We start from the raw sequence: 24,811 nt of genomic DNA on the forward strand, positions 1-24,811 counted from the left end.
CGCATGGCTATCCGTGAAATCCTCGAAGTGCCGGATCCCCGGCTCAAGGTCGTGTCCGAACCCGTCACCGAATTCGACGACGAGCTGAACGAGCTCGTCTCGGACATGTTCGAAACCATGTATGCCGCGCCCGGCATCGGTCTCGCCGCCATCCAGGTCGGCGTGCCCAAGCGCGTGCTGGTGATCGACCTCCAGCCCGAGGACCTCGATGCCGAGCCCGAAGAGTGCAATCACGACGGCCACTATCACCACCACTATCCGCTCAAGAAGGAACCGCGCGTCTTCGTGAACCCGGTTATCCTCGACCCGGCGGAGGAGCTTGCGACCTACCAGGAAGGCTGCCTCTCGGTCCCCGAGATTTTCGCCGACGTGGACCGTCCGGCCACCTGCCGCGTGCGCTACCAGGATCTCGAGGGCGAGACCCACGAGGAGGACATGGAAGGCCTCATGGCCACCTGCATCCAGCACGAGATGGACCACCTCGAGGGCATCCTCTTCATCGACCACCTGAGCCGGCTGAAGCGCAACATGGCGCTGAAGAAGCTGAAGAAGATGCGCGAGGCCGCGTAAGCCTCCAATTCGGTTGAAACAGCGCGAACGCCACTGGCGTTCCCTCTCCGTTCCGCATAAGGTGGCGGGATGGACCCGATGCTTTTCAATCTTCTCGCCCTGTTTGGCGGACTGCTGACCGGCGGTTTCGCCGGATATTTCTTTGGTTCACGCCCGGTGGCCGACTGGAAGGCTCGTCATGGCGCGGCAGAGGCGGAGGCCAAGGCAGCGGAAGAGAAGCTTTCGCGCATGGCGCCCGAGCTTGCCACCATGTCCGAGCGGGCGGCGCGGGCCGACAATCTTGCCGAGGCGCTCGACAAGGCTCGCGAGGAGAATGCGGCCTTCCGTGCCGAGCGTGCCGGTTTCGAGGAGCAGAAGCGACTGCTCGAGGAAAGCCGGACGAACCTGCTCAAGGAATTCGAGAACACGGGCGCAAAGGTGCTGTCGGCTGCGCAGGAGCGGTTGGTGGTCGCCGCCGCCGAGCGGCTGGGGCATTCAGAAAAGGCGAGCGAGGAGAAGATCAAGGCGTTGCTCGAACCCGTCGGTGCGCGGCTCAAGGCCTATGAGGAGCAGGTTGGCGCGCTGGAGGCAAAGCGCGTCGATGCCTTCGGGCAGCTCACGGGTCTGATCGAGTCGATCAAGACCGGGCAGGAAGAAGTCCGGCGCGAGGCGCAGCGCCTGGGCAACTCGCTCACCAACGCCCCCAAGGCGCGCGGGCGCTGGGGCGAACGCGCGCTGCAGAATGTCCTCGAACAGTGCGGCCTGTCCGAGCACACCGATTTCGAACTCGAGCACTCGATGGAAACCGAAGAGGGCCGTCTGCGCCCCGATGCCATCGTCCATGTGCCCGGCCAGAAGAAACTGGTGATCGACGCAAAGGTCTCGCTCAACGCCTACCAGGCCGCATTCGAAGCCGAGGACGATAGCGAGAAGGCCCGACATCTTGAGCTTCACGCGCGGGCGATGAAGAACCACGTCCAGACGCTCGGCGCAAAGAGCTACCAGAGCCAGTTCGACGAGGCGCCCGACTATGTCGTAATGTTCGTGCCCGGAGAACATTTCGTCGCTGCCGCGCTCGAAACCGATCCCGAATTGTGGGACTTCGCCTTCCGCAACAAGGTGCTGCTGGCGACCCCGACCAACCTCGTCGCCATCGCGCGCACCGTGGCACAGGTCTGGCGTCAGGACACGATCGCCAAGGAAGCGATGGAGATCGGCAAGGCGGGCGCGGAACTCTACGATCGACTTGCTGTTGCTGCCGAACATATGAAGCGCGTGGGCGGCGGTCTGGAGACGGCGGTCAACAACTACAACAAGTTTGTCGGCAGCTTCGAGCGCAATGTGCTCTCCTCCGGCCGGCGTCTTGCCGAAAAGGGCATCGAAATCGGAAAGCGCGAGATCGAGGAAGTGCCCAAGGTCGAAGCCACGCCGCGCTACAATAACGACGACCTGTCGGAACACGGCTCGCTCCCGGGGGTTGATTCTACTCGGAATCATTAGACCTTACGGGAGTATCACATGCGCAATTTCATGCTGGCGACGGCCCTGCTAGCGCTTGCAGCCTGCAGTGGTGGCGCGGACGAACCGGTCGCTAGGGAATCGGGCGCCGACGCGTTTCCCGATCAGCCAGAGCCGGCCGCCGTCGGCCGTTTTGCTCCGCAGAACGATTGTGTCGAGCTGCCGAATGCGAAACTCTTCTTCGTCGATCTGGGCAAGGCCGTGCGTGACCGCGATGCAAATGCGCTGTTGAAGCTGACAAGCAAGGACGTGAAGCTCGACTTCGGCGGCGGTGGCGGCCTGACCACGTTCCGCGAGCGCCTCGAGGCAGAGGAAGGCCAGCTGTGGAAGGAACTCGACGAGATTCTGATGCTCGGCTGCGGGCGTGATGAAGCCGGCAACATGGTCCTCCCGTGGCTGTTCTCACAGGATCTCGGGGTCGATGATCCGTTTTCGACGATGGTCACGATGGGACCCGATGTCGTCATGCGCGACAAGCCCGCATCCACCGGCGCTGTTGTCGAAACGATTCCCTGGGACACCGTGCAACTCGCTGACGGCTTCGATCCCAAGGCACCCTTCGCGAAAGTTACCACCCGCTCGGGCAAGGAGGGTTACATCGCCACCGACAAGCTGCGCTCCCCCTTGGATTATCGCATCACCGCTGCGCCGGCGGGAGACGGCTGGCAGATCGTCAGCTTCGTTGCCGGTGACTGATCAGCCTTCGAGGCTGGCGAGCACTTCATACCCGAGCACTGCCGCCGCGACTGCGGCGTTGAGGCTGTCGGCGCGTCCCTTCATCGGCATGGTGACGCGCAGGTCGCAGGCCATTTCGTAGTCTTCGGGCAGGCCACGGCTCTCGTTGCCGACCATCACGAAGCATGGCGCTGCATAGGGTGCCCCGCGATAGGGTTGCGCGTCGCGCAGTGACGCGGCGACCAACTGCCCGTCACCCGAGCGAAGCCAGGACTCGAACTCCTCCCAACGCGCCTGCGCAATCTTCTGGGTGAACACCGCCCCCATGCTCGCGCGGACCGCCTCGACACTGAACGGATCGGCGCAATCGTCGATCAGGATGAGGCCACCCGCCCCGATCGCATCGCCTGTGCGAAGCATCGTGCCCAAATTGCCCGGATCGCGCAGCGCCTGTGCGACCAGCCAGATGTCGGCAACATTGCGGTCCAGTGCATCCAGACTCGTGTCGAACTCGGCAAAAACGCCCGCAACCGCCTGAGCATTGTCCTTGCCGGTGATCTTGGAAAGGATGTCCGGGCTGGTTTCGATCACTTCGCCGCCCGCAGCTTCGACCGACTTCTCCAGTTCTGCCAGCAGCGGATGGGGATCGCGGCTCGTCGACAGAACCAGGACTTCGGGGACGTGGCCGCATTCGCGTGCATCCGTCAGAAGGCGAAGGCCTTCGGCCAGGAACTTGCCCGAAGCCTTGCGGTGCTTCTTCTCGCGAAGTGCGCGAAGTGCCTTTACCGTGGGGTTGGAAAAGCCGGTGATGACCCGCCGCGATTCCGCGCGTTCGAGGGTCATGTCAGGGTTCTCCGAAACCGTCCTCGACCATGGCGGCGAGCCCGGCCATGGCATCCTCGCTGCCACTGCCGGTGACGATGATCTCGATGACATCGCCCTTCGCCGCGCCGAGCATCATCAGGCCAAGGATGGAGCCGCCAGCCGCTTCGTTGTCGCCTTTGGTCACGCGGACGCTGCAACCGTCGGGCAATTCCGAAACCGCGTTGACGAACTTCGCACTGGCGCGAGCATGCAGGCCGCGCTGGTTGACCACGGTAAGGGTGCGGCGCAGTTCGCTCAAGACGCCTTCCGTGCGCTGGAGATATCCTGGCCGAGGAATTCGGAAGCGACGGTGATGTAGTTGCGTCCGGCAGTCTGCGCGGCATGGACGGCGTCGACGACATTCATCGACTTGCGCGCACCGGCGAGGCGGATGAGCATGGGCAGGTTGATGCCTGCAATCACCTCGATGCGGCCAGTGTCCAGCAGCGAAATCGCGAGATTGGAGGGCGTGCCACCGAACAGGTCGGTGAGGATGATGGCGCCGTCGCCCGTGTCGACCTTGGCAATGGCGTCGGAAATATCCTGGCGCCGCTGCTCCATGTCGTCGTTGGGGCCGATGCAGATTGTTGCAACCCCTTCCTGTTTGCCCACCACATGCTCCATCGCGTCGATGAAGTGCTCGGCAAGCTTGCCGTGGGTGACGAGGATCATGCCAATCATGCGCGACTTGTTCCGAACTGTTCCCTTGGAAGGACTCGTGCCGCGCTCTCAAGCATCATGCGGCTCGGGAATCAACGCCGTTCGAGTGGATCTGCCGGCCTGCTTCCCAGGTTGCGATGAATGACCGTGGGCGAAAACCCCGCCTTGCGCAAGACCTCGGCCGCGCGTTCCGCACTGTAAACCGAGCGGTGTCTCCCGCCGGTACAGCCGAAAGCGATGTTCAGGTAGCTGCGTCCCTGCGCCGCGTACCGCGGCAGCAGCTCGGTGATAAGGGCGACGATCCGTTCGAAAGCCGGCTCGAACGAGGGATCGGCGGCGATGTGTGAGCCCACGGCGTTGTCCAATCCCGTCTTCTCGCGCAGTTCCGGAACCCAGTGGGGGTTGTCGAGAAAGCGCATGTCGAACAGCAGGTCGGCCAATGGCGGCATTCCCCGTGCGAAGCCGAAGCTGGATACAGTCACCGTCATGCTGCGCTCGGCCGTGTCGGAAAAACTTTCACGGATGACCTGCTGCAACTGGTTGGACGAGAAGTCCGACGTGTCGACGACGATCTCGGCCCAGCGGCGGAGGGGTTCGAGCAGTTCGCGTTCGGCCTTGATGCCATCGAGCGCCGGTCGGCCGCGAGCCATTGGATGCGGGCGACGTGTTTCGTTGTAGCGTCGCTCCAGTTCGCCGCTGGCGCAATCGATGAAGAGTGTCGTCAATTCGATGTCGGCACGCGCGTCCAGCTGCTTGCACAGGGCAATGATCTCGGTCGGAGCAAAGCCGCGGGTCCTCGAATCGAAGCCGATCGCGAGGGGGGTGGGGTTCTTGTCACCACCCACCAGGCCGGCCAGCAGGCGCACTGGAAAATTGTCGATCGCCTCCCACCCCAGATCCTCGAGCACTTGCAGCGCAGTGGTCTTTCCCGCGCCCGAGAGGCCGGTCACCAGCAGGATCCGCTGGATTGAGGAAGTTTCCGAATCGCCGGGCATCGCGGTCAATTATGCGGTTTGCGTGGGGCTAGGGAAGCCAAGCCCGTGCTTCAGCAGAGCATATTCCGCCCTGATCGCCTGGACCGCATCTCCCGGTGCGAAACGCAGGAGCGGGATTGCAACGCCTTCAAGCTCGCGGAATCCGAGTTCCAGCGGATATCGTTCCGCATCATGGTCGAGCGTGAGTATGATCGCGACGGGCGCTTCCATCGCAGGCATTTCGACGATGCCGACATTACGGACCTCGATCTTTCCGCGAGTGTTCGGTGGTGGAGCGGCGACAAGCTGGCCACCGTCATTCACGAGCGTTACCGCATCGTCACCGATGAGCATTGCTCCCCTGTCGATCAGCGCCAATGCCAGCGAGGTCTTGCCGCTTCCCGATGGCCCTTCGATCAACAGGGCGCGTCCGTCGATCGCAACCGCGGTTACGTTGGGCAAGACCGTGGACGTCATCGCTTGGCGGGAATTCCGAAGACAAGGCAGGCGCCTTCCTTGCCGTCGGCACGGGACGTGGCGACCAGCGTTCCGTCATGCGCTTCGGCAATGGTACGCGCGATGGCGAGGCCAAGGCCCGAATGTTTGCCGAAGTCTTCGCCATCCGGCCGGTCGGAATGGAAGCGCTGGAACACCTTCTCGCGCTTTTCGACGGGAATGCCCGGGCCTTCATCGGAAATCGCGAGGGTAATCCAGCCGTCCTTCCGGGTCAGGTTGGCGCGGATCTCACCGCCAGTCGGGGAGAACGACACCGCATTGTCGAGAAGGTTGTCGATCACGCGCTCGAGCCGGATCGGGACGCCGAGGACGGACATGGGACCACCGTTGATCTCGACGACGAGCTTTCGCCCTTCATTCTCCTCACGCTCCTCGCGGGCGGAGACGATATTGGACAACAGCATTTCGAGATCGACCGGTTCGAACTCGGCGCGAGAGAGTTCGGCATCGATGCGGCTGGCGTCGGAGATTTCCGTGACCAAGCGATCGATGCGCTGGACGTCGTGGGTGGCTATGTCGAGCAGCTGCTCCTTGAGCGCTGGATCCTGCACCTTGGCGAGTGATTCCGTGGCACTGCGCAGGCTCGCCAGCGGGTTCTTGATTTCATGGGCGACATCGGCGGCAAAGCTCTCGACCGCGTCGATCCTCTGGCGCAGGGCACCGGTCATGTCGGACAATGCACGAGCGAGCATGCCGATTTCGTCACGCCGTTGCGGGAGGCGTGGAACGACGACTTCGCGGTCGCGACCCTGCCGCACGCGGACAGCCGCCTGCACCAGTTCACGCAAGGGTCGGACAATGGTTTGCGCGAGGAAGAAAGAGAGCAGGGTCGAAACCAGCAAAGCAAGCAGGACGACTACCGCAACGGTCGAGCGCGCCTCGCGAACGCTTTCGGTAATGTCGACCGGATTGCGCGTGAGCAGCAGCGTCTCGCCATCGAGGCCGACAGGTGCGGCCGCATTGATGACGTGGGTGCCATCGGGTGCATCGCGCAGGACGATCTGCGTGAGGCTTTCCTCGCGGGCGCGCGTAAGCTCCGGCCAATCGGCCACGTCGTCGCTTTCAGGCTCGCGATAATCGGGTAGGGCGGGTGCGCCGACAACCCGGTCGAACCAGCGGTCCATGCGCAGTGCGAAGTCGGTCTGGTCGACTTCTGAAGGCTCGGGCAGGTCGAAACTCGGCGGAGCGAGGGCAAAGCTGTCGGATTCGAGTTCGCCCTTGGGATTGTACACCCTGAGGCGCAGGCGCTGTTCCTTGCCGATCTGGATGAGCAGGGCATCCTGCCTCTGGCGCGTCGCGCCGGCGAGCGCCTCGGCAGTGATCTGCGCTTCGACCAGCGCCAGCTTGAAGCGTTCGTCGAGAAGCTGCTTGCGGTAGGCATCGACGTAGATGACACCGCCACCCAGCAGCACCAGCGGCAAGATGTTCACGAAGAGTATGCGGCTGGTCAGCGACAGCCTGCGCGACCAGCGCAGTTTCTCGAGGCGCGGATCGCCCTTCAGGACGCTGCCGATCTCCGACATGGCCTGTCCCGGACCCACTTCAGCCGTCGCTGAAGCTGTAGCCAGCGCCGTAGAGCGTTTCGATGGCGGAGAAGGTATTGTCGATGCTGCGGAACTTGCGCCGCATGCGCTTGATGTGGCTGTCGACCGTCCGGTCGTCGACGAAGACGTCGTCGGGGTAGGCAGCATCCATCAGCTGGTTGCGGCTCTTGATGACTCCGGGTCGCGAAGCCAGCGCTTCGAGCAGAAGGAACTCGGTCACGGTCAGCGAAACCGGCTTGCCGTCCCAGGTGACATGGTGACGTGCCGGATCCATGTGGAGTCGGCCGCGCTCGATGATTTCGCCCGGCGGATCGTCAAGCGCATCGGTCATCGTCAGCGGTCGTCTTGCATCGCTGCGGCGCAAGATCGTGCGGATGCGCGCCAGCAGCAGGCGCAAGCTGAAGGGTTTGGCGATATAGTCGTCGGCACCCATCTGCAGGCCGGCTTCCTCGTCCGCCTCGTCATCCTTGCTGGTGAGGAAGATCACCGGAAGCGGCGATTTTTCGCGTAGCCGGCGCAGCAGTTCCATTCCGTCCATCTTGGGCATCTTGATGTCGAAGATGGCGAGGTCAGGCGGGTTGGTCAGGAGCGCTCCGAGCGCCGCCTCGCCATCCGAATAGACGCGCGTGGCGAAACCTTCAGCCTGCAGGGCGATGGACACCGTTGTGAGGATATTGCGGTCGTCGTCGACCAGCGCGATTACCGTCTGGTCCGGGTCGTCGGGGTTCGCCCCCAGGATCGCATCGCTGCTCATGATCGGGTGCCTATCGCTTTTATCGGTGCAAAACAACGCGAGCCTTACCTGCATTAAGCACAATTCGTCGCGCCCGGTTTGACGCAGCGGCACTGCGCTACTATGCGAAAAATCGAGTGCTGCGCATTCGTATGCGCAGATGATTCCATCACAGTAACGCATGCGCGCGCTGGAGATATTCCTGGTGACTTTCCCGCTTTCCCACTCGCTGTCCGATCAGGGCATCGAAACTGCCGCCACCATCCACCCCAACCTCGATTCCGGTGAACTTACCGCCGCCGCGCTCGAACGTGGCGAGGGCCGCCGCGCCAAGGACGGACCGCTGGTCGTGGAGACGGGCCGCCACACCGGCCGCAGCGCCAAGGACAAGTTCATCGTCCGCGATAGCGAGACCGAGAACACCGTGTGGTGGGACAACAATGCCTCGATGACGCCGGAGAACTTCGCTGCGCTCAAGGCCGATTTCATGGCCGCAGTCGCCGACAAGAAGGAACTCTTCGTCGCAGACCTGTTCGGCGGTTCGCAGCCCGAATACCGGGTGAACGTACGCGTTATCAACGAGCTTGCCTGGCACAACCAGTTCATCCGCACTCTGCTGGTGCGCCCGACCGAGGCCGAACTTGAAGGCTTCGTGCCCGAATACACGATCATCGACCTGCCGAGCTTCCAGGCTGACCCTGACCGCCACGGCACGCGCAGCGAAACCGTGATCGCAGTGAACCTCAGCGAGAAGCTGATCCTCATCGGCGGTACCAAGTACGCGGGCGAGATGAAGAAGAGCGTCTTCGGCATCCTCAACTACCTGCTGCCCGCCAAGGGCGTCATGCCCATGCACTGTTCGGCCAACGTCGGCCCCGACGGCAAGACCGCCGTCTTCTTCGGCCTTTCGGGCACCGGCAAGACCACGCTTTCGGCCGACGCCAGCCGCACGCTGATCGGTGACGACGAGCATGGCTGGTCGGACACGGCAGTCTTCAATTTCGAAGGCGGCTGCTACGCAAAGATGATCCGGCTCAACCCCGAGGCCGAGCCGGAAATCTATGCCACCACCAAAATGGAAGGCACCGTGCTCGAGAACGTCGTGATGAACGATGCGGGAGAGATCGACCTCGACGACAACACCCTCGCCGAGAATACTCGCGGTGCTTATCCGCTGTCCTCGATCCCGAACACCTCGGCCGAGAACATGGGCCCGCCGCCGTCGAACGTGATCATGCTGACCGCCGATGCCTTCGGCGTCCTGCCCCCGATCGCACGCCTCACGCCGGACCAGGCGATGTACTATTTCCTCTCGGGTTATACCGCCAAGGTCGCCGGGACGGAGATCGGCGTGACCGAACCCGAAGCCACCTTCAGCACCTGCTTTGGTGCACCCTTCATGCCGCGCCACCCGAGCGTCTACGGCAACCTCCTCAAGGAGCGTATCGCCAAGGGCGAAGTGCAGTGCTGGCTCGTCAACACCGGCTGGACCGGCGGCAAGTACGGCACCGGCAACCGCATGCCGATCAAGGCTACCCGTGCGCTGCTCAACGCTGCGCTCGACGGCAGCCTCAACAACGCTCCGTTCCGCAAGGACCCCAATTTCGGTTTCGAAGTGCCTGTCATCGTCGAAGGCGTCGACAGCACCATTCTCGATCCGCGTTCGACCTGGGCGGACAAGGAGGAATACGACCGCACCGCGCACAAGCTGGTGCAGCTCTTCGTCGACAACTTCCAGCCCTTCGCTGCGCATGTCGACCAGGGCGTCCGCGACGCGGCCCCCGCCGCCGCCTGACGCCGCACGAGTTGGAGAGGAGGCCCCCGGCCGCTGCCCTGAGGGGAAGCGGACCGGGGGCTGTTTCTTTGCAGCCCCGGCGGTACACTCTCGCTGTTTCCGCAGTGGGAGAAGGATGATGAGCGTCTTCGATTCGATCCTGAAGAACATGGCCAATGCCCCCGACGATGTCGTCAACGTCGCGGCAAAGGTCGGCATCGACCCGGGCATCGCGGAAAAGGCCATTGCCGCTTTGGGCAAGGCCCATGCTGAGCCCGTTGATACGGTGCAGTCGGCGGCAGCCCTTACCGGCCTCGACACAGGTACTCTCGCCAGGCTGGTCGAACAGATCGGCGGCGAAGGATCCCTCGCCGAGTATGCTCGAATGGTCGGCGCCAATCCGCAGGCGAAAAATATTCTCGGCATGCTCGACCAGGACGGCGACGGTAATCCGCTCGACGACATAGCCGGACTGGCGAGCGGATTGCTCGGCAAGAAGTAACGACCCGGGTGTGTCTGCGCCCACTTCCATCGCAGAGGAGAAAGCTATGAACCTGTCCCAAGCCCTGCAGCAAAGCGGGGTTATCGAGAGCATGGCCAGCGAACTGGGTATCGACGAACAGACGGCCCGCATCGGTGCGGGTGCTCTCCTGCCGGCAATTGTGGCGGGCATGGGGAGGCAGACCACTGCAACGGCAGCACCGACCGGCGGTCTGGGCGACATCCTGGGCGCGGCTTTGGGCGGCAGCGGCGCTGGCGGTGGCATCGGCGGAGCGCTTGGCGGCGGACTGGGTGGCGTTCTCCTGGATGCCGTCCTCAAGAAGGAACCTACGCCCACCCAACCGGGCAACGACATCCTTGGTCAGATATTCGGCAGCAAAGACGTGAGCCGGGGCGTTGCAGAGGAAGTTGCCGGATCGACCGGCATCGATGCCGGGATACTGAAGAAAATGCTCCCGATCCTGGCGATGGCAGTGGTGGGATACATGATGAACCAGAACCAGGGCGGCAGTGGCGCGAGCGGGGGAAGCCCGCTCGGCGGTGCGCTCGGCGGCATTCTTGGTCAGGTGGTGACTGGCATGATGCGGCGCTAACCGCTCAGCGAAGTATCAGCCCTTCACCCGCGCGATGTAACGGCCGACGTTCTTTTCCAGCACGTCCATCGGCACATTTCCGCCGAGAATGACGGCGTCGTTGAAAGCCTTGAGATCGTAGGCGCCGCCGAGCTCGGCCTGAGCGCGCTTGCGCTGGTCGACGATGCGGCTGTGACCGAGCTTGTAGCCGGTAGCCTGACCGGGCCAGCTGCAATAGCGATCGACCTCGCTTTCGACTTCCTCGCGCTTGCTGCCGTTGCGCTCGACGAAGAAACGCACGGCCTGCTCGCGGCTCCAGCCTTTCGAGTGGAGACCGGTGTCGACGACCATGCGGCAGGCGCGGAAGGCGAGGCTCTGCAGGTAGCCCAGGCGGCCGACCGCGAAGTCGTCGTAAGCCCCAAGCTCGTCCGCCAGTTGCTCCGCATAGAGCGCCCAGCCTTCGCTGAACGGGTTGAAGGCAAGGATCGAGCGGATGAGCGACAGGCGGTTGGAGAACTCGCCTTCCCAGATGTGACCGGGGATGGATTCGTGGAAAGCCAGATCGGCGAGGTCGTATTTGCGATGCAGGTCTGTGCTGCGCAGGTTGATCCAGAAGCGGCCCGGGATCGTGCCGTCCTTGCTCCCTGCGCCGCCATAGGCGCCCGGCGCGCCGACTTCCTCCGCCGGCGGGATGCGTTTCACCTCCATGTTCGGATTGACCAGCGTGTTGAAAGCGCGCGGCATTTGCGACTTCACCCAGTTCACCCGTTCCCAGATGAACGCCATGATCTCTTCGCGCCCTGCATCGCCCGGCGAAAACTTGTAGCGCGCATCCTGGCCCAGCGCCTGCATCCGTTCCCCGACCGATCCCGTGGTGTAGCCGATCTCGCGCAGGATCGGGTCCATCCGGCCGTGCAACGCCTCGAGTTCGTCGAGGCCCTGGCGATGTATCTCGTCGGCACTCATGGTGGTCGTCGTGCTCGACCGCAGGGCCCAGGCATAGAACTCCTCGCCATGCGGCCGGACGGAAATGCCCGGAGCATCGGTGGCTACGGCACGTTCGGCCTTGAGCTCTGCCAGCTGTCGCAACAGCGCATCGGCGATCGGCCCGGTTTCCAGCGTAAGCGCACGATTGGCATGGCTCTCCGGCATGCCGGTTGATTTCAGCTTGGCACGCAGATCGTCGGCGAAGAGCTCGCCCTTGCTGGCGCTTTCGATGGTCTGTTCCATCTGGCGGATGGTCTTGTCGATCAGGAATGCGGGCGGCACAACGCCCATCGCGCGGGCCGCCTTGATCCGCTCAAGTTCGCCATCGAGTGTGGCGGGGAAGGCCTCGACGCGCTGGATGTAGGCATCGGCATCGTCGCCATTCTCGACCTTCTGGTCGGACTGCATGAAGCGCGGCATGGCGAGGTACTCGCCGACGTTCTGGATAACGACGTAGGGGGCGGTTCGCCAATTGCCGACGGGTGTGTCGCCATAGGGGAGGGCGAAGCCATCCAGCGCGACTTCGTAGGCGCTTTGAACGACATCGAGGTTGGTGACGGTGTCGCTGTCGAGCCCGTCACGCGGATAGGCCGCAACGCGTGCAAGGTCCTGACGCAAAGTCGCTGCAAAGGCCTGCTGCCCGGCCTGCGTCTGGTCCTCCAGCTTGCCGCGCAAATACGCATAGCGACCCGTATCGACGCCGAGCGAGGTAGCACGGCCCGGTTCGTGCTCCAGCAGGTTGTAGGCAACCACTTCGAGCAGCCGGTCTGCGCCGATCTGGGCCGCCTTCCCAACCATTTCGTCGCGCGGGAGGCTGGCGCAGCCGCTGAGGGTGAGCGCGGTCGTGGCGCCAAGTCCTGCGAGGGCCTGGCGACGGGTGATGTCGAAGCTGGTCTGGGTCATGGCGGGCGGTGTGACCCGCCCGCCAGATACTGTCAAATCAATCGAGGAATTCGGCCGGGACCTTGCCGCCATTGGCCGCAAGTTCGTTCATCACTCGGCGATGGAGCCAGATGTTGTCCTCGGCGCTGCCCGAATAATCCTCACGGCCAAATTCGGTCGCCAGTTCCTTGCGGTGAGCGTAGTCGGAATCGACGCCGATCAGCTTCATCAGGTCGACGATCGATGTGCGCCAGTTGAGCTTGTCCGCGCCCGGCATGGCGTCGAGATTGCTTTCAATATCTATTACGGGGACGGCCTTTTGCTCAACAACCGGGGCATCGGCCCATGCGTTGCCGGTGGGCTGCGGCGTCGGAGCTTCTTGCGCCTGAGCCTTTTTGCCGAAGATTGCGTCCTTGATCTTGCCGAAAATGCTCATGCTGCGTCCTCCATGTGCCAGCGTCCCGGATGGGCTGCGCCTGATTGAGTAACGAGGCAGTGTCGCGGGTGTTCCGTCGCAGGGCTTGAAGGTCGCGTTCGTGAGGCTATGGCTTACGCATGCTCGATGCCGTACTCTCGCTCACTGTCCTTGCCGCGATATTGCTGATTATCGGTGCCTTCTTCATGTGGCGCCGGACCGGCAACCTGAAGAACGCCGTGCTGATGGTGCTTCTGGCCGCAGTCGCGCTGGTCAATGTTGCCATCTGGACCTTGCCCGATGCGAGCGGGAGCGCCCCGATCGAAAAGGTCGACCGGGGCGCGGGGGAATAGGAGCTACTCGGGCAATTCCCAGATGACGGAACCGGTGTAGCTGCCAGCGACCGGCTCGCCGCTGCCGCCACGTGCAGGTTCGAAACGCGCTCTGCGAGTGACGAGACTGCAGGTCGCTTCATCGAGTTCGCTATGTCCGGTAGAACCGGTAACGCTGCAATTGGTGACCTTGCCGTTGGCTGAAATCTCGAGCCGGAACTTGGCAAGCCCGGTCAGTTCGCGCCGCGCCCAGCTGGGCTTGTAGTCGGCATTGGTCAGCCACCGCGAGGGATCATTGCGCGGCTTTGCAGCAACCGCGTCGAAGCTCGGCTTGGGTGAGGGCCGCGGCGTTTCGATGACCGGACCGGTGCCCGGCTGCGGCAGGGGGACGGGCGGGGGGATGAGTTCCGTGGTTTCGACCGGCGGGTTGATCGGTTTGAGTTCGAACTTCGGCTGGGGGACGAAGACGGGTGGGGTCACGCTTTCCTGCGGTACTACCTCGTCGACTGGGGGAGGCGGTGGCGGCGGAGGGGCTTCCGGAATGTCCCGCACGTCCATCTTGTTGATAATTTCCGGTAGTCCGCCGCTGATCGTGAGACCGGCGACCAGCGCGAAACCGATGGCCGCATGGATGCCCACCACCGCCGCCATGCTGGCGGGTGACGGCCTGCGGGATTGGTCGACAAAGGACATGAGCGTGCTCCTCTTCCAAAGCGGGAAGCGCTGACCGCTTCCTCGTTCTAGCAATGTTACAACATAACATTGCAGAGTCAAGCACGCTCGGAGTGCGAAGCGGTACTTCGTCTATCGGATCACTTGATCGGGCAGCTCGGATCGAGGCGGAAGTCGAGGTAGTTGTCGACCGACTTCATCAGGTCTTCCTGCTCGTTCTCGAAGAAATGGTTGGCGCGCGGGATTTCCTCGTGATGCACCGTGATGTGCTTCTGCGTGCGCAGTTTCTCGACCAGCTTGGTGACCGAGTTGGGCTGCACCACAGTATCCTGTGCGCCATGGATGAAGATGCCGCTGGCAGGGCAGGGGGCGAGGAAGGAGAAGTCATACATGCTCGCCGGAGCACCGATGGAGATCCAGCCGCGAATCTCCGGGCGGCGCATGAGCAGCTGCATGCCGATGAGCGCGCCGAAGCTGACCCCGGCGATCCAGGTCGTCTGCGCTTCGGGATGGATCTGCTGCACCCAGTCGAGTGCACTTGCCGCATCACTAAGTTCGCCAACGCCATTGTCGAAGCTGCCCTGGCTGCGGCCGACGCCGCGGAAATTGAAGCGCAGGGTCGCGAAACCGCGGTTCACGAAGGTCTTGTAGAGACGCTGCGTGATCTGCTCGTTCATGGTGCCGCCGCCCTGCGGGTGCGGGTGGAGAATCATCGCCACGGGCGCGCGCGGGCGCGGGGCGGGAGAGAAACGGCCTTCGAGGCGGCCTTCGGGGCCGGGGAAGATGACGGTCGGCATGGGCGGGATACCTGTCGAATTGTGCTTGGTCGCAGGCCACGGGTGGCGCGCGGGAGGTCGCGGGCTATATAGGGTCCGCAAGCAAAATCGCAATCATTTCGAGCCCGTATCATCCCGGAACGCATCTACCTCGATCACGCCGCCACGACGCCGCTGCGCCCCGAAGCGCGGCGCGCGATGGAAGTGGGCTTCGACCATTGGGCAAATTCGTCCTCGCCGCATGCGGAAGGGCGCAAGGCACGGGCGATGCTCGAAGACGCGCGCGAGCGGGTGAAGACGGCGCTCAAGTGGGACGGCGAGGTGATCTTTACGAGCGGAGCGAGCGAGGCGACCGACATAGCATTCGATTACACAGATGTGTTGTTCCAGTTCGCTTCTGCCGTTGAGCACGACGCTATCTCACATCGCGCCAACTATATGGAATGCGAGAGCGTGCCCGTTGGGCGGGATGGAGCGGTCGAATTTGAATGGTTGACCGAGGCGAAGATGCCTGTCGCCGGGTCGGGTGCTGGCAATACACGCCGGTCGCTCCTGGCCCTCCAGCAGGTAAACTCTGAGACGGGGAATAGACAGGACATTGAGTCAGCACGCAGCCTCTGTGGGGAACGCCAAGGGCTCTTACTCGTGGACTGTGCCCAGAGCGCAGGCAAGTTTCACTTGCCGCGTTGCGATCTGGCCATTGTTTCGGCGCACAAGTTTGGGGGGCCAATCGGTGTCGGCGCACTGCTGGTCAAGGACTTCGCCATGCTCCGCCCTTCCGGCGGTCAGGAGCGCGGTTACCGGCGCGGGACCGAGAACCTGCCCGGCGTGCTCGGCATGGCAGCTGCGCTAGAGGCTTGTGCGGATCCGTATGTCGCCTCCGAGGTTCTCGAGCCTCTGGAAGAGCTCGCCGACAAATGCCGCAAGATTGGCGGGAGCTGGCTTTCCGATCGTCTCTCCGACCCGACGCCCTATATCCGCGCTGTCGCGATGCCGAACATGAGCGCAACCGCGCAGGTCATGCGTTTCGATATGGCGGGAATTGCGGTCAGCCAGGGCTCGGCCTGTTCCAGCGGCACGATGAAGACCAGTCGCGTGCTGGAAGCGATGCAGGTCGAGCCGGAGGTCGCGGCCAACACGATACGCGTCTCGGTCGGCTGGAACACCACCCGCGCGGAGGTGGAACGGTTCTGCGAGGTCTGGCTTGAGATGGCAAAAGCATGATCTACCTCGACTATCAGGCGACCACTCCGCTCGCACCCGAGGCGCGCAATGCGATGATCCGCTGGCTCGACGGGCCGGGAGGAACCGGCTTCGGCAATCCCCACAGCGCACACCGCATGGGCCGTGAAGCGAAGGCCGCGATCGAGGTAGCGCGCGAGCAGGTCGCCGCGCTGTTTCCGCCGGGGGGCCGCGTCATCTTCACCTCCGGCGCGACCGAGGCGCTCAACCTTGCCATCCGCGGCTCGGGTCTTGGGGGCACGGTCGCCTTTTCCGCGATCGAACATTCTGCGGTGGGCGATACTGCGCAGGCAATGGGAAAGAGCCATGTCCTCGCGGTCGACAGCGAAGGTATTTGCAGTGCCCGACAGGACCTGCCTGCCGACACGCGGCTCGTTTGCGTGATGCAGGTCAACAACGAGATCGGGACGATCCAACCGACACTCGACTGCCATCGCAAGGCCAAGGAGAACAATGCCTTGTTCCTCTGCGATGCGGTGCAGGCCTACGGCAAGATACCGGTGACGACCGCCGACATGATCGCGATTTCGGCGCACAAGTTCTACGGGCCCAAGGGTGTCGGTGCGCTCTGGGTGCGCGACGGGGTCGAGCTGGCCGAAGTGCAGACCGGTGGGGGGCAGGAGTTCGGCCTGCGTTCCGGCACCCTTTCCCCGGCACTGATCGCGGGCATGGGCGCGGCGGCAAAACTTGCGAATGAAGCGCTCGATCGGGACGCCGAACACGTCGAGACACTCTGGAACAGGGCGCGCGAGCTTTTTGCCGACTGGACCCTCAACGGCAGCGCCGCTGCGCGCTGGCACGGCAATCTCAACATCCGCCGCGACGGGCTCGACGTGGCCCGACTGATGAGCGACTGCCGCACGGTCATGTTTTCCGCCGGCAGCGCCTGTGCCAGTGGTTCGGGCCGGCCAAGCCACGTGCTCAAGGCAATCGGGCTTTCCGATGCCCAAGCCAAAAGTTCCATACGCCTCGGCTTCGGACGCTATACTACTCTGCAGGAAATCGAAGAGGCGGCGCGCCTCATCAATGCAGCAGCGGAGGCGCAGGGACTTTGAAGGTGCATTTCACCACGTCGCGGGGCGAACAGGTTACCGCCGAAGCCGCGGCGGGCGACAACCTCCTTCGCGTGGCGCAGGCGGCCGGCCTGCCGCTCGAGGGGACATGCGAGGGACAGATGGCCTGTTCTACCTGCCATGTGATCGTTGCACCCGAATGGTTCGACCGGCTTGATGCTGCCTGCGAGGAGGAAGAGGACATGCTCGACCTTGCGGCAGGCGTCGCCCGCACCAGCCGCCTGTCCTGCCAGATCGTGCTCGGCGAGGAGCTTGACGGGCTTTCCGTCAGCATCCCCGCCGACAGTCACGACATGCGCCGGATCTAGTCCGCCGCTTCCGCAGCGGACTTCTCGGGCAACCAGCCCGAGCTGCCGATCCCGGCCGATAAGCCCAGGCGGCGCCACGTGCGCACTCCGATCCACACGATCGCGCCGAGCGGGACAAGAACCGCCAGCAGCACGATCAGCACGCCGATAAGGTTGCCGAAGAGCGCGCCGAGCGAATTGAAGGCGCTGCGGATGGGATCGACGAACCCGCCGGCACTCGGCTTTCCGCTTTCGTAGCTGACTGTCATCGTCGAATAGGCGACCCGGCCGCGCATCTCGGTCAGCCAGCTGCGCGCCTGGTCGATCTCCTCGTTGACCTGCGCCACGCCGCGCTCGGCGGCAACGAGTTCGGAGACAGTGCCCTTGCGGTTCTGCAGCACTTCCATCAGCCGGTCGCGCAAGGCCGTGCGGGCGCGCAGCCGTGCTTCGGTGTCGACGATGTTCTTGGACAGATCCTCGCCTTCGATCGAGGACGAGACCAGTTCGCCATCGACCTTGCCCGAGGCATTGGCGAGGTCCTTGCCGAAGTCCCGCGCATCGCGGCTGCGCACCGCAAGGGTCAGGCTGCCATAGGCGTAGTCACCCTCATTCTCGGCCTGGTTCATCGAGATAATCCGACACACGTCGGGACCCTTCCCCTCGCACATGTCGGCATGGCGTTCCTGCAGGGAACGAATGGCGTTGGAGGGAAGCCGGAACCCGTAGGCGTAGCGGTAGGCGACTTGCGGGACGCCGACTGGAATGTCGGCACTGGGCACCGATGTGGTCTGCTCGACGGAAGCATCGGTCATGGGAGGTGGGGCAGGAGGCGGTGCCGGAGCGGCGTCGGGTACTGGCGCGGCCAATTCATAGTTAGCTGGTGGCGCTTCGGCGATATCCATCGTCGTCATGCGCTCGGTGGTCGTCTCGTCGGACTGTTGGCCACATGCAGCAAGCGAGCAAGTCGCCAGCAGGATGAGCGGCAGCTTGTTGATCATCACTCTCTCCTCGATTCCCGTCGACACATTTTCGCCCTATTTAAGACATAATTCAACCACAATGTACATGTTACAACGTAACATAAGATGCGTTGGGGTATTTTGGCAAGGGCGTAAACGCGCAAAGGCCCCGCCACACCTTGGTGGCGGGGCCTCTAATTTTACGACGCTTCGGAGAGGTCAGGCCGTCTCAAGTTCGCGCTTGTCCACCTTCACGCCGAGCATTTCGATCAGCGCCTTGCTGAAGGCCGGAATATCGTCTGGCTTGCGACTGGTGATGAGGTTTCCGTCGACCACGACTTCCTTGTCGACCACCTTGGCGCCTGCGTTCTTCAGGTCGGTACGAACCGAAGGCCAGCTGGTGACACTCTTGCCCTCGACCAGGCCTGCTTCGATCAGCATCCACGGCGCATGGCAGATCGCTGCGATGGGCTTCTTGGTGTGGTCGAACATCTTCACGATCTCGACTGCTTTCTTGTTCATGCGCAGGATATCGGGGTTCATCTGGCCGCCCGGGAGAAGAAGGGCATCGTAGCCCTTGCAGCTATCAATCTCGTCCACCGTCTTGTCGACTTTGACCGCATCGCCCCAGTCCTTCTGGTCCCAACCGCGGATCTTGCCGCTTTCGAGGCTCACGACAGTGGTTTCGAAACCGGCCTTCTCGAGGTTGGCCTTGGGCTCCATCAGCTCCGACTGTTCGAAGCCATCGGTGGCGAGGATCATGACATGTTTCATGGGGTGTATCTCCTTGATTTGCTGTTACCCATTCAACGTGTGGGGACAGCGGCGCGTTCCGTGCTGACAGGCGAGCCGTGGCTCTGGTAGGGCGAAGCCCATGTCGACTACCGAACTGGACGATTCCGGCGCCGATCCCTTCGACGCCATCGTCGATGCACCCTTTGATTCCGCGCTGTCCGAGCGCTACCTCGTCTATGCGCTGAGCACGATTACCGCCCGCTCGCTGCCCGATTTGCGGGATGGTCTGAAGCCGGTCCACCGCCGCCTCTTGTGGGCGATGCGGCAGCTGAAGCTCGATCCCAATTCCGCCTTCAAGAAGTCTGCCCGCGTGGTGGGCGACGTCATCGGCAAGTACCATCCGCATGGCGATGCCTCGGTCTATGACGCGATGGTCCGCCTCGCGCAGGATTTCGCACTGCGTTATCCGCTGGTCGAGGGGCAGGGGAACTTTGGTAATATCGACGGCGATAACGCGGCCGCATACCGCTACACCGAAGCGCGCCTGACCAGGACCGCGCTGCGCCTGATGGAAGGGCTCGACGAAGGCACAGTCGACTTCGTCCCGACCTACAATGGCGAGGAGGAAGAGCCCGAGATCTTCCCCGGCCTCTTCCCCAACCTGCTGGCAAACGGGGCCAGCGGCATCGCGGTCGGCATGGCAACCAACATCCCTAGCCACAACGTCGCCGAGATCGTCGATGCGACGCTGGAAGTGATCGACAACCCGCATGTCGAACACGCGCGGCTGATGGAACTGTTCAAGGGTCCGGACTTCGCCACCGGCGGTGTGGTGGCCGAGAGTGCAGACACCATCGCCGCGGCCTACGAAACCGGACGCGGCAGTTTCCGCGTGCGCGGCCGCTTCCACGCGGCTGAGGCGGACAAGGCGGAGGACCGCGAGGCGGGTATCGAGCGCCTTGGCGGGGGGCAGTGGCAGCTGGTTATCTCCGAAATCCCCTACCAGGTGCAGAAGGGCAAGCTGATCGAGCAGATCGCCCAGGCGATCGCCGACAAGAAGCTGCCGATCCTGGAGGACGTGCGCGACGAGAGCGACGAGAAGATCCGCATCGTCCTCGTGCCCCGCAGCCGCAATGTCGATCCGGAGCTGCTCAAGGAGAGCATCTACAAGCTCACCGACATGGAGACGCGCTTCGGTCTTAACCTCAACGTGCTCGACCACACGCGCACGCCGATGGTGATGGGCCTGAAGGAGTTGCTCGACAACTGGATCGTCAGCCAGATCGACATCCTCCAGCGCCGCAGCCAGCACCGGCTCGACCAGATCGCGCGGCGGCTGGAACTGGTCGAAGGCTACATCACCGCCTTCCTCAACCTCGACCGGGTGATCGAGATCATCCGTTACGAGGACGATCCCAAGGCAGTCATGATGGCGGAGTTCAAGCTCACCGACCGCCAGGCCGAGGCGATCCTCAACATGCGCCTGCGGTCCTTGCGCAAGCTTGAGGAAATGCAGCTGCGGCAGGAGCGCGACGAGCTGCTGAAGGAACAGGACGAGCTCGAAAAACTGCTGTCCTCGCCCGCCCGCCAGCGCACCCGGTTGAAGCGCGACCTCAACGCCCTTCGCAAGGAATACGCCGAGGATACGCCGCTGGGCGCGCGCCGCACGACTATTGCCGAGGCCGCGCCCGCGGTCGAATTCAGCATGGACGCGATGATCGAGAAGGCGCCGATCACGGTCATCCTGTCCCAGCGCGGCTGGGTGCGCGGGGCGACGGGGCACCTGCCGCTCGACCAGGAATGGAAGTTCAAGGAGGGCGATGGTCCCGCCTTCGTGCTTCACGCGCAGACCACCGACAAGCTGCTACTCGCCGCCGACAACGGGCGGTTCTACACACTTGGCGCGGACAAGCTGCCCGGCGCGCGCGGTTTTGGCGAGCCGGTGCGGAACACGCTCGACATTGAGGCCGAGGCGAACATCGTCGCTGTCATCGTCCACCGGCCCGGCCAGCGCCTGCTGCTGGCGGCGACCACTGGCAAGGGTTTTGCCGCGACTACCGATGAACTCCTCGCCGAAACCCGAAAAGGGCGGCAGGTGGTTAACCTCAAGGACAAGGCGAAGCTGGTCGTCGTGAGGCCGATCGAGGCGACCCACGACCACGTCGCGGTGGTCGGCGACAACCGAAAGCTGGTGGTCTTCAATCTCGAGGAGCTGCCCGACCTTGCGCGCGGGCAGGGCGTGACGCTGCAGCGCTACCGCGATGGTGGCCTCAGCGACGCGACGACCTTCAAGCTCGACGAGGGCCTCAGCTGGACCATGGGCGGCAAGGAAGGCCGCACAAGGACCGAGGGCGACATGTGGCAGTGGAAGGTCGCGCGCGGCGGGGCAGGGCGGATGCCGCCGCAAGGTTTCCCGCGCGACAATCGTTTCGGCTGATCGAAATAAGGGCCGGAAGCGACATGCGCTCCCGGCCCCCAATAAACCCATGCGACCCGAAGGACTGGGCTAATGTTCCTTACTGACCGCCCTGCGCCGCCATGGCGGCGTCGATCTGGGCGTTGGTCAGGCGAGCCATGAGGCCGTGATCGGTTGCGTCGAAGTGCGAGCGCAGCAGCGTGACCTTGTTGGCCTCGTCGCCGCCGCGCGCGATCACGACATTGTTGCCGTTGATTTCGAGGACGGTGCCGAGCGCGGCGTGATCTGCAGCCATGGCTTCGGCGCCGACGACCAACGCTGCGTCGCGCTTCGCCGCGGCTTCGGCCAGCTGCGCGTCGATCATGCCGTCGAGCTGGGCCTTGGTGACGGTGATGGTCGGACCGGCTTCACCCTGGCCGTACATTTCGACGCCCAGCGGAACCTTGTGCTTGCCGGTGTCGAGCACGGCCTGGCCGTTCTCGACCGAAACGATGGTGCCGACAGCCTGGCCTTCGGGGCCGGTGACCGTGGCGCCGGCAACGACCTGGTCGTTGGCAAGGGCGGGGGTGGCAGCAAGAGCAATGGCGGCAACCGCCAGCTTCGCAAACTTCATTCTTCTACTCCAAGACTGTTTCAACGTGACGCGGCTTTCCCACACGCGAAAGCGCAGAAAAGCCGACAGGACTGGCTTTGAGCGGGGCGAGAGCAAGGCCCGACAAATCCCGCTGTGATCCCCAAGGGAGCGGGCGCTCTATTTCAGCTTGAGGCCCAAAAGGCAACCTCAGGGGCCGTTTTACGGATAGCGAGCTTAAGCTGCGCTGAAGATCAGCGCTCCGCGAGCGCCTCGTCGAGCAGGGTTTCGACACGCTCACGCGGGGGGAAACCTTCCTCGACCCAGCGCTTCTCGACCGCCTGCAAGATGCGCGCGACCTCCGGCCCTTTGCCCACCCCGCGGGCGACGATCTCGCCGCCCTTGAGGGGCAATTTCGGGACCTCCCAGTCGAGCAAATTTGAGGGATTTTCGCCCGCGATGAGCAGCCGGTCAACTGCGCATTCGACGCCGACGTCATAGGCGAGTGCCTGCGGGTTCTCCACGTCGCGGGTGTCGCGCCTTGCAATGCAGGTCAGCCGGTCGCGCTGGCTGCGCGAGAAGCGCAGGCGGGCCGAGACCGTTTCTGCGACCGGCGGCACGGCAGGAAGCATTGCCGCGATGCGGCGCATGGCGTCCGGCTCGATCCCCGCAGCGCGCTCGCTGGCAACCAGCTCGCCGAGCTTGCCCACCTCGTGCTTGCCGCATTCGGGGAGCACCACCTGGAGCACGCCGAGTTCACGCATCTTGGCCACGGTCGCCACCGGGTCGGGCAGGGCGAGAAGGTTCTGCAACTCCCAGCCCACGCGCTCGCGGCTGAGGCCCTTCAGCGTCGGCGCCAGCTCGCTGCACGCCGCCGTCGCCTCATCATCCCAGCCATCGGCGAAACGGGTGGCGAAGCGGAAATACCGGAGGATCCGCAGGTGGTCTTCCTGGATCCGCGTGACCGGGTTGCCGATGAAGCGCACGCGGTTCGCCGCCAGGTCGTCGAGCCCGCCGAAATAGTCCGAAATCTCCAGCGTCAGCGGGTGGGCGTAGAGTGCGTTGATGGTGAAGTCGCGCCGCGCGGCGTCGTCCTTCCATTCCTCGCTGAAGGAGATGGTTGCGCGCCTGCCATCGGTCGCGACGTCGTGGCGTAGCGTCGTGATTTCGACATTGCCGTCCTCGAAGATCGCAGTGACCGTACCGTGGTCGATCCCGGTCGGGATGGTCCTGATACCCGCTTCGCCACACCGGTCGATGACCGCCGCTGGCAAATGGCGCGTCGCCGCATCGATATCGTGGCTGTCGTGCCCGGTAACGGCATCACGCACGCAGCCACCGACCCAGCGCACGTCATCTGCCCCAAGAGCTTCGACAAGGCGCAGGTAATCCTCGCGCTTCGTCCACGGGCAGTCGGGCATGCGCTCAGCCATCGTTACGTCCGTGCCAGGCGATACGGCGCGACAGGTTCCAGCAGATTGCGGCCGTGACGCCCCAGATCCGGTAGCCATCGTAATCCATTTCGAGATAGCCGCGCATTGCGCCCTTCCAGAAGACCTCGTTGCGGCTCCATTGCGACGCATCCATCAGAAGGTCCAGCGGGCATTCGAACCAGCTTTCAACCTCGCGCGGCTCGGCGCGGATCGGCAGGTTGGCAGGTATGGTGGCGAGGACCGGGGTGATGTCGAAGCCGGTGCCGGTCTGGTAGCGGTCGGTGGTACCGATAACGCGCACTTTCCCGGGCTCGATATGGAGTTCCTCCCATGCTTCGCGCAGGGCGGCCTCCACCGCGTCCTCGCCATGGTCGAGCTTGCCGCCGGGGAAGGCGACCTGTCCCGGATGGTCGCGCATGGTACGCGGTCGCTGGGTCAGGATTACGGTCGGTCGTTCCTGTTCGGTAACGGCTATCAGGACGGCAGCATCGGCAGTCCTGCCGACGTCCGCAAACCTGCTGTCGTTCATGAGTTCGCCGACATCTTGCGCGTGGCCGTGCTCAAGCATTGCGGCAAGGCGGTCGAAGAGATCGCTCATGCAGGCAACAACGAGAAGGTTTCGCCGCCGCTCTCGACGGTCCAGTCGTCGCCGCTCTCGAGCGCGATCTGCGCCAGCTGTTCGTAGGTCGAGCGATTGAGCCGCGCTTCGCAACCACGCCTCACCCCGAGGTACAGTGCCGGGGATTCGGCATCGCCTGCCGCGCGAAGGGGATGGTCGCGGTCGGCAATTACCAGCTCGTCGGTGTTGAGGCGGAATGCCAGATTGCCCTCGGCAAGGCTGACGTCGGTGGCGATGAAGGCTGCGTCTTCCACCTCGATGGCGAGTTTCTGGTGCGGAGTGACCAGCCAGTGCTGCCCCTCGTCATCGCGCAGCAGCAGTCCGGCGAAGGCGCGCACCATCGCGGTGCGGGTGATCGGCGATCCCTCGTGCAGCCAGGTGCCGTCGGCAAGGATGCGCATGTGGCTCTCGCCGCTTTCGGCTGGCGTCCAGCGCTCCACCGGCGGCAGCTTGCGCGCCTCGACCGCCTCGGCGATCTGGGCGAGCGACATTCCTGCAAGTTCGGGTGGGGGATCGTAGGGCATCGGTCGGG

Annotated in this window: 28 protein-coding genes; 11 read left to right on the forward strand and 17 right to left on the reverse strand. The window is 63.7% G+C overall.

Translation table 11 applies throughout. From position 1 onward, the window contains the following. Window positions 1-3: 3 nt before the first annotated feature. From IRL76_RS02550 to IRL76_RS02560, 3 genes are all read left to right on the forward strand, one after another. Complete coding sequence (locus IRL76_RS02550) at window positions 4-570, forward strand: peptide deformylase (RefSeq protein WP_200982865.1); 567 nt, start codon at window positions 4-6, stop codon at window positions 568-570. Window positions 571-639: 69 nt separating this feature from the next. Further along, a complete protein-coding gene (locus IRL76_RS02555) occupies window positions 640-2,049 on the forward strand; it encodes a DNA recombination protein RmuC (protein ID WP_200982867.1) in 1,410 nt (469 codons plus the stop codon). Window positions 2,050-2,067: 18 nt separating this feature from the next. Continuing rightward, window positions 2,068-2,763, forward strand: coding sequence for a hypothetical protein (locus tag IRL76_RS02560; RefSeq protein ID WP_200982869.1), 696 nt, complete (start codon window positions 2,068-2,070; stop codon window positions 2,761-2,763). Here the strand turns inward: IRL76_RS02560 and IRL76_RS02565 are convergent, their stop codons facing one another. From IRL76_RS02565 to IRL76_RS02595, 7 genes are all read right to left on the reverse strand, one after another. After that, window positions 2,764-3,585, reverse strand: coding sequence for a TrmH family RNA methyltransferase (locus IRL76_RS02565; RefSeq protein ID WP_200982871.1), 822 nt, complete (start codon window positions 3,583-3,585; stop codon window positions 2,764-2,766). Between the two features lies 1 nt (window position 3,586). Beyond that, the gene (locus IRL76_RS02570; protein ID WP_200982873.1) at window positions 3,587-3,865 is read right to left on the reverse strand and encodes an HPr family phosphocarrier protein; all 279 of its coding nucleotides are present in this window, start codon (window positions 3,863-3,865) and stop codon (window positions 3,587-3,589) included. Further along, window positions 3,862-4,287 carry a PTS sugar transporter subunit IIA gene (locus IRL76_RS02575; protein WP_200982875.1) on the reverse strand — a complete coding sequence of 142 codons (426 nt, stop codon included), beginning with the start codon at window positions 4,285-4,287 and terminating at the stop codon, window positions 3,862-3,864. The genes IRL76_RS02570 and IRL76_RS02575 overlap by 4 nt, the downstream gene beginning before the upstream one ends. Before the next feature lie 71 nt (window positions 4,288-4,358). After that, window positions 4,359-5,261, reverse strand: a complete 903-nt coding sequence (gene rapZ / locus IRL76_RS02580) for an RNase adapter RapZ (RefSeq protein WP_200982877.1) — start codon at window positions 5,259-5,261, stop codon at window positions 4,359-4,361. A 9-nt stretch (window positions 5,262-5,270) separates the two neighbouring features. Further along, window positions 5,271-5,717, reverse strand: coding sequence for an HPr kinase/phosphorylase (locus IRL76_RS02585; RefSeq protein WP_200982879.1), 447 nt, complete (start codon window positions 5,715-5,717; stop codon window positions 5,271-5,273). After that, the gene (locus IRL76_RS02590) at window positions 5,714-7,279 is read right to left on the reverse strand and encodes an ATP-binding protein (protein ID WP_200982882.1); all 1,566 of its coding nucleotides are present in this window, start codon (window positions 7,277-7,279) and stop codon (window positions 5,714-5,716) included. The genes IRL76_RS02585 and IRL76_RS02590 overlap by 4 nt, the downstream gene beginning before the upstream one ends. 19 nt (window positions 7,280-7,298) lie before the next feature. After that, the gene (locus IRL76_RS02595) at window positions 7,299-8,054 is read right to left on the reverse strand and encodes a response regulator transcription factor (protein ID WP_200982884.1); all 756 of its coding nucleotides are present in this window, start codon (window positions 8,052-8,054) and stop codon (window positions 7,299-7,301) included. Window positions 8,055-8,214: 160 nt separating this feature from the next. Here IRL76_RS02595 and IRL76_RS02600 point away from each other — a divergent pair, with 160 nt between their 5' ends. The 3 genes from IRL76_RS02600 (at window position 8,215) to IRL76_RS02610 (ending at window position 10,901) form a co-directional block, all read left to right on the forward strand. Then, entirely contained in the window at window positions 8,215-9,828 is a 1,614-nt protein-coding gene (locus IRL76_RS02600) for a phosphoenolpyruvate carboxykinase (protein WP_200982885.1), read from the forward strand. A gap of 118 nt (window positions 9,829-9,946) precedes the next feature. Further along, window positions 9,947-10,309 carry a hypothetical protein gene (locus IRL76_RS02605; protein WP_200982887.1) on the forward strand — a complete coding sequence of 121 codons (363 nt, stop codon included), beginning with the start codon at window positions 9,947-9,949 and terminating at the stop codon, window positions 10,307-10,309. A gap of 46 nt (window positions 10,310-10,355) precedes the next feature. Beyond that, window positions 10,356-10,901, forward strand: coding sequence for a DUF937 domain-containing protein (locus tag IRL76_RS02610; RefSeq protein ID WP_200982889.1), 546 nt, complete (start codon window positions 10,356-10,358; stop codon window positions 10,899-10,901). A gap of 15 nt (window positions 10,902-10,916) precedes the next feature. Here IRL76_RS02610 and IRL76_RS02615 read toward each other — a convergent pair whose 3' ends face one another. Further along, the gene (locus tag IRL76_RS02615) at window positions 10,917-12,770 is read right to left on the reverse strand and encodes a DUF885 domain-containing protein (protein ID WP_200982891.1); all 1,854 of its coding nucleotides are present in this window, start codon (window positions 12,768-12,770) and stop codon (window positions 10,917-10,919) included. A gap of 37 nt (window positions 12,771-12,807) precedes the next feature. Then, window positions 12,808-13,185: a DUF3597 domain-containing protein gene (locus IRL76_RS02620; RefSeq protein WP_200982893.1), complete on the reverse strand. Its 378-nt coding sequence runs from the start codon at window positions 13,183-13,185 to the stop codon at window positions 12,808-12,810. 119 nt (window positions 13,186-13,304) lie between these two features. On the opposite strand from IRL76_RS02620, the gene IRL76_RS02625 reads away from it, so the two are divergent. Then, window positions 13,305-13,517, forward strand: a complete 213-nt coding sequence (locus IRL76_RS02625) for a hypothetical protein (RefSeq protein WP_200982895.1) — start codon at window positions 13,305-13,307, stop codon at window positions 13,515-13,517. Between the two features lie 3 nt (window positions 13,518-13,520). Here IRL76_RS02625 and IRL76_RS02630 read toward each other — a convergent pair whose 3' ends face one another. Together IRL76_RS02630 and IRL76_RS02635 are read right to left on the reverse strand one after the other, a co-directional pair. Further along, complete coding sequence (locus IRL76_RS02630) at window positions 13,521-14,189, reverse strand: energy transducer TonB (protein WP_200982897.1); 669 nt, start codon at window positions 14,187-14,189, stop codon at window positions 13,521-13,523. 119 nt (window positions 14,190-14,308) lie between these two features. Further along, window positions 14,309-14,965: an alpha/beta hydrolase gene (locus IRL76_RS02635; RefSeq protein WP_200982899.1), complete on the reverse strand. Its 657-nt coding sequence runs from the start codon at window positions 14,963-14,965 to the stop codon at window positions 14,309-14,311. A gap of 177 nt (window positions 14,966-15,142) precedes the next feature. On the opposite strand from IRL76_RS02635, the gene IRL76_RS02640 reads away from it, so the two are divergent. The 3 genes from IRL76_RS02640 to IRL76_RS02650 are packed head-to-tail and all read left to right on the forward strand — an operon-like array spanning window position 15,143 to window position 17,567. Next, window positions 15,143-16,168 carry a cysteine desulfurase family protein gene (locus IRL76_RS02640; RefSeq protein ID WP_246449935.1) on the forward strand — a complete coding sequence of 342 codons (1,026 nt, stop codon included), beginning with the start codon at window positions 15,143-15,145 and terminating at the stop codon, window positions 16,166-16,168. Continuing rightward, window positions 16,165-17,241, forward strand: coding sequence for a cysteine desulfurase family protein (locus IRL76_RS02645; RefSeq protein ID WP_200982901.1), 1,077 nt, complete (start codon window positions 16,165-16,167; stop codon window positions 17,239-17,241). The genes IRL76_RS02640 and IRL76_RS02645 overlap by 4 nt, the downstream gene beginning before the upstream one ends. Next, entirely contained in the window at window positions 17,238-17,567 is a 330-nt protein-coding gene (locus IRL76_RS02650) for a 2Fe-2S iron-sulfur cluster-binding protein (protein ID WP_200982903.1), read from the forward strand. Before IRL76_RS02645 ends, IRL76_RS02650 begins: the two co-directional genes overlap by 4 nt. Here IRL76_RS02650 and IRL76_RS02655 read toward each other — a convergent pair. After that, window positions 17,564-18,544 (reverse strand): DUF4349 domain-containing protein, encoded by a 981-nt coding sequence (locus tag IRL76_RS02655; protein WP_200982905.1) that lies wholly within the window; start codon window positions 18,542-18,544, stop codon window positions 17,564-17,566. The genes IRL76_RS02650 and IRL76_RS02655 overlap by 4 nt on opposite strands. 180 nt (window positions 18,545-18,724) lie before the next feature. Next, window positions 18,725-19,279 carry a type 1 glutamine amidotransferase domain-containing protein gene (locus IRL76_RS02660; protein WP_200982907.1) on the reverse strand — a complete coding sequence of 185 codons (555 nt, stop codon included), beginning with the start codon at window positions 19,277-19,279 and terminating at the stop codon, window positions 18,725-18,727. A 100-nt stretch (window positions 19,280-19,379) separates the two neighbouring features. Between IRL76_RS02660 and parC the strand changes: the two genes are divergently transcribed. Further along, window positions 19,380-21,677 (forward strand): DNA topoisomerase IV subunit A, encoded by a 2,298-nt coding sequence (gene parC / locus IRL76_RS02665; RefSeq protein WP_200982909.1) that lies wholly within the window; start codon window positions 19,380-19,382, stop codon window positions 21,675-21,677. 79 nt (window positions 21,678-21,756) lie between these two features. Here the strand turns inward: parC and IRL76_RS02670 are convergent, their stop codons facing one another. From IRL76_RS02670 to IRL76_RS02685, 4 genes are all read right to left on the reverse strand, one after another. Further along, the gene (locus IRL76_RS02670; RefSeq protein ID WP_200982911.1) at window positions 21,757-22,269 is read right to left on the reverse strand and encodes a hypothetical protein; all 513 of its coding nucleotides are present in this window, start codon (window positions 22,267-22,269) and stop codon (window positions 21,757-21,759) included. Between the two features lie 212 nt (window positions 22,270-22,481). Next, window positions 22,482-23,660: a CCA tRNA nucleotidyltransferase gene (locus IRL76_RS02675; protein WP_200982913.1), complete on the reverse strand. Its 1,179-nt coding sequence runs from the start codon at window positions 23,658-23,660 to the stop codon at window positions 22,482-22,484. Then, window positions 23,653-24,258 carry a CoA pyrophosphatase gene (locus IRL76_RS02680; protein WP_200982914.1) on the reverse strand — a complete coding sequence of 202 codons (606 nt, stop codon included), beginning with the start codon at window positions 24,256-24,258 and terminating at the stop codon, window positions 23,653-23,655. The genes IRL76_RS02675 and IRL76_RS02680 overlap by 8 nt, the downstream gene beginning before the upstream one ends. Next, a complete protein-coding gene (locus tag IRL76_RS02685) occupies window positions 24,255-24,803 on the reverse strand; it encodes a DUF1285 domain-containing protein (protein ID WP_200982917.1) in 549 nt (182 codons plus the stop codon). Before IRL76_RS02685 ends, IRL76_RS02680 begins: the two co-directional genes overlap by 4 nt. Window positions 24,804-24,811: the final 8 nt, after the last annotated feature.

It is taken from the genome of Qipengyuania soli (genome assembly GCF_015529805.1).
GTDB lineage: Bacteria > Pseudomonadota > Alphaproteobacteria > Sphingomonadales > Sphingomonadaceae > Qipengyuania > Qipengyuania soli.

Excerpts from the sequence above, each read along its gene's own strand:
- IRL76_RS02550 (WP_200982865.1), top strand. The coding sequence starts at position 4 with ATGGCTATCCGTGAAATCCTCGAAGTGCCGGATCCCCGGCTCAAGGTC.
- IRL76_RS02555 (WP_200982867.1), top strand. The coding sequence starts at position 640 with ATGGACCCGATGCTTTTCAATCTTCTCGCCCTGTTTGGCGGACTGCTG.
- IRL76_RS02560 (WP_200982869.1), top strand. The coding sequence starts at position 2,068 with ATGCGCAATTTCATGCTGGCGACGGCCCTGCTAGCGCTTGCAGCCTGC.
- IRL76_RS02565 (WP_200982871.1), bottom strand. The coding sequence starts at position 3,585 with ATGACCCTCGAACGCGCGGAATCGCGGCGGGTCATCACCGGCTTTTCC.
- IRL76_RS02575 (WP_200982875.1), bottom strand. The coding sequence starts at position 4,287 with ATGATTGGCATGATCCTCGTCACCCACGGCAAGCTTGCCGAGCACTTC.
- rapZ (WP_200982877.1), bottom strand. The coding sequence starts at position 5,261 with ATGCCCGGCGATTCGGAAACTTCCTCAATCCAGCGGATCCTGCTGGTG.
- IRL76_RS02585 (WP_200982879.1), bottom strand. The coding sequence starts at position 5,717 with ATGACGTCCACGGTCTTGCCCAACGTAACCGCGGTTGCGATCGACGGA.
- IRL76_RS02590 (WP_200982882.1), bottom strand. The coding sequence starts at position 7,279 with ATGTCGGAGATCGGCAGCGTCCTGAAGGGCGATCCGCGCCTCGAGAAA.
- IRL76_RS02595 (WP_200982884.1), bottom strand. The coding sequence starts at position 8,054 with ATGAGCAGCGATGCGATCCTGGGGGCGAACCCCGACGACCCGGACCAG.
- IRL76_RS02600 (WP_200982885.1), top strand. The coding sequence starts at position 8,215 with ATGCGCGCGCTGGAGATATTCCTGGTGACTTTCCCGCTTTCCCACTCG.
- IRL76_RS02605 (WP_200982887.1), top strand. The coding sequence starts at position 9,947 with ATGAGCGTCTTCGATTCGATCCTGAAGAACATGGCCAATGCCCCCGAC.
- IRL76_RS02610 (WP_200982889.1), top strand. The coding sequence starts at position 10,356 with ATGAACCTGTCCCAAGCCCTGCAGCAAAGCGGGGTTATCGAGAGCATG.
- IRL76_RS02615 (WP_200982891.1), bottom strand. The coding sequence starts at position 12,770 with ATGACCCAGACCAGCTTCGACATCACCCGTCGCCAGGCCCTCGCAGGA.
- IRL76_RS02620 (WP_200982893.1), bottom strand. The coding sequence starts at position 13,185 with ATGAGCATTTTCGGCAAGATCAAGGACGCAATCTTCGGCAAAAAGGCT.
- IRL76_RS02625 (WP_200982895.1), top strand. The coding sequence starts at position 13,305 with ATGCTCGATGCCGTACTCTCGCTCACTGTCCTTGCCGCGATATTGCTG.
- IRL76_RS02630 (WP_200982897.1), bottom strand. The coding sequence starts at position 14,189 with ATGTCCTTTGTCGACCAATCCCGCAGGCCGTCACCCGCCAGCATGGCG.
- IRL76_RS02635 (WP_200982899.1), bottom strand. The coding sequence starts at position 14,965 with ATGCCGACCGTCATCTTCCCCGGCCCCGAAGGCCGCCTCGAAGGCCGT.
- IRL76_RS02640 (WP_246449935.1), top strand. The coding sequence starts at position 15,143 with ATGGAAGTGGGCTTCGACCATTGGGCAAATTCGTCCTCGCCGCATGCG.
- IRL76_RS02645 (WP_200982901.1), top strand. The coding sequence starts at position 16,165 with ATGATCTACCTCGACTATCAGGCGACCACTCCGCTCGCACCCGAGGCG.
- IRL76_RS02655 (WP_200982905.1), bottom strand. The coding sequence starts at position 18,544 with ATGATCAACAAGCTGCCGCTCATCCTGCTGGCGACTTGCTCGCTTGCT.
- IRL76_RS02660 (WP_200982907.1), bottom strand. The coding sequence starts at position 19,279 with ATGAAACATGTCATGATCCTCGCCACCGATGGCTTCGAACAGTCGGAG.
- parC (WP_200982909.1), top strand. The coding sequence starts at position 19,380 with ATGTCGACTACCGAACTGGACGATTCCGGCGCCGATCCCTTCGACGCC.
- IRL76_RS02670 (WP_200982911.1), bottom strand. The coding sequence starts at position 22,269 with ATGAAGTTTGCGAAGCTGGCGGTTGCCGCCATTGCTCTTGCTGCCACC.
- IRL76_RS02675 (WP_200982913.1), bottom strand. The coding sequence starts at position 23,660 with ATGGCTGAGCGCATGCCCGACTGCCCGTGGACGAAGCGCGAGGATTAC.
- IRL76_RS02680 (WP_200982914.1), bottom strand. The coding sequence starts at position 24,258 with ATGAGCGATCTCTTCGACCGCCTTGCCGCAATGCTTGAGCACGGCCAC.
- IRL76_RS02685 (WP_200982917.1), bottom strand. The coding sequence starts at position 24,803 with ATGCCCTACGATCCCCCACCCGAACTTGCAGGAATGTCGCTCGCCCAG.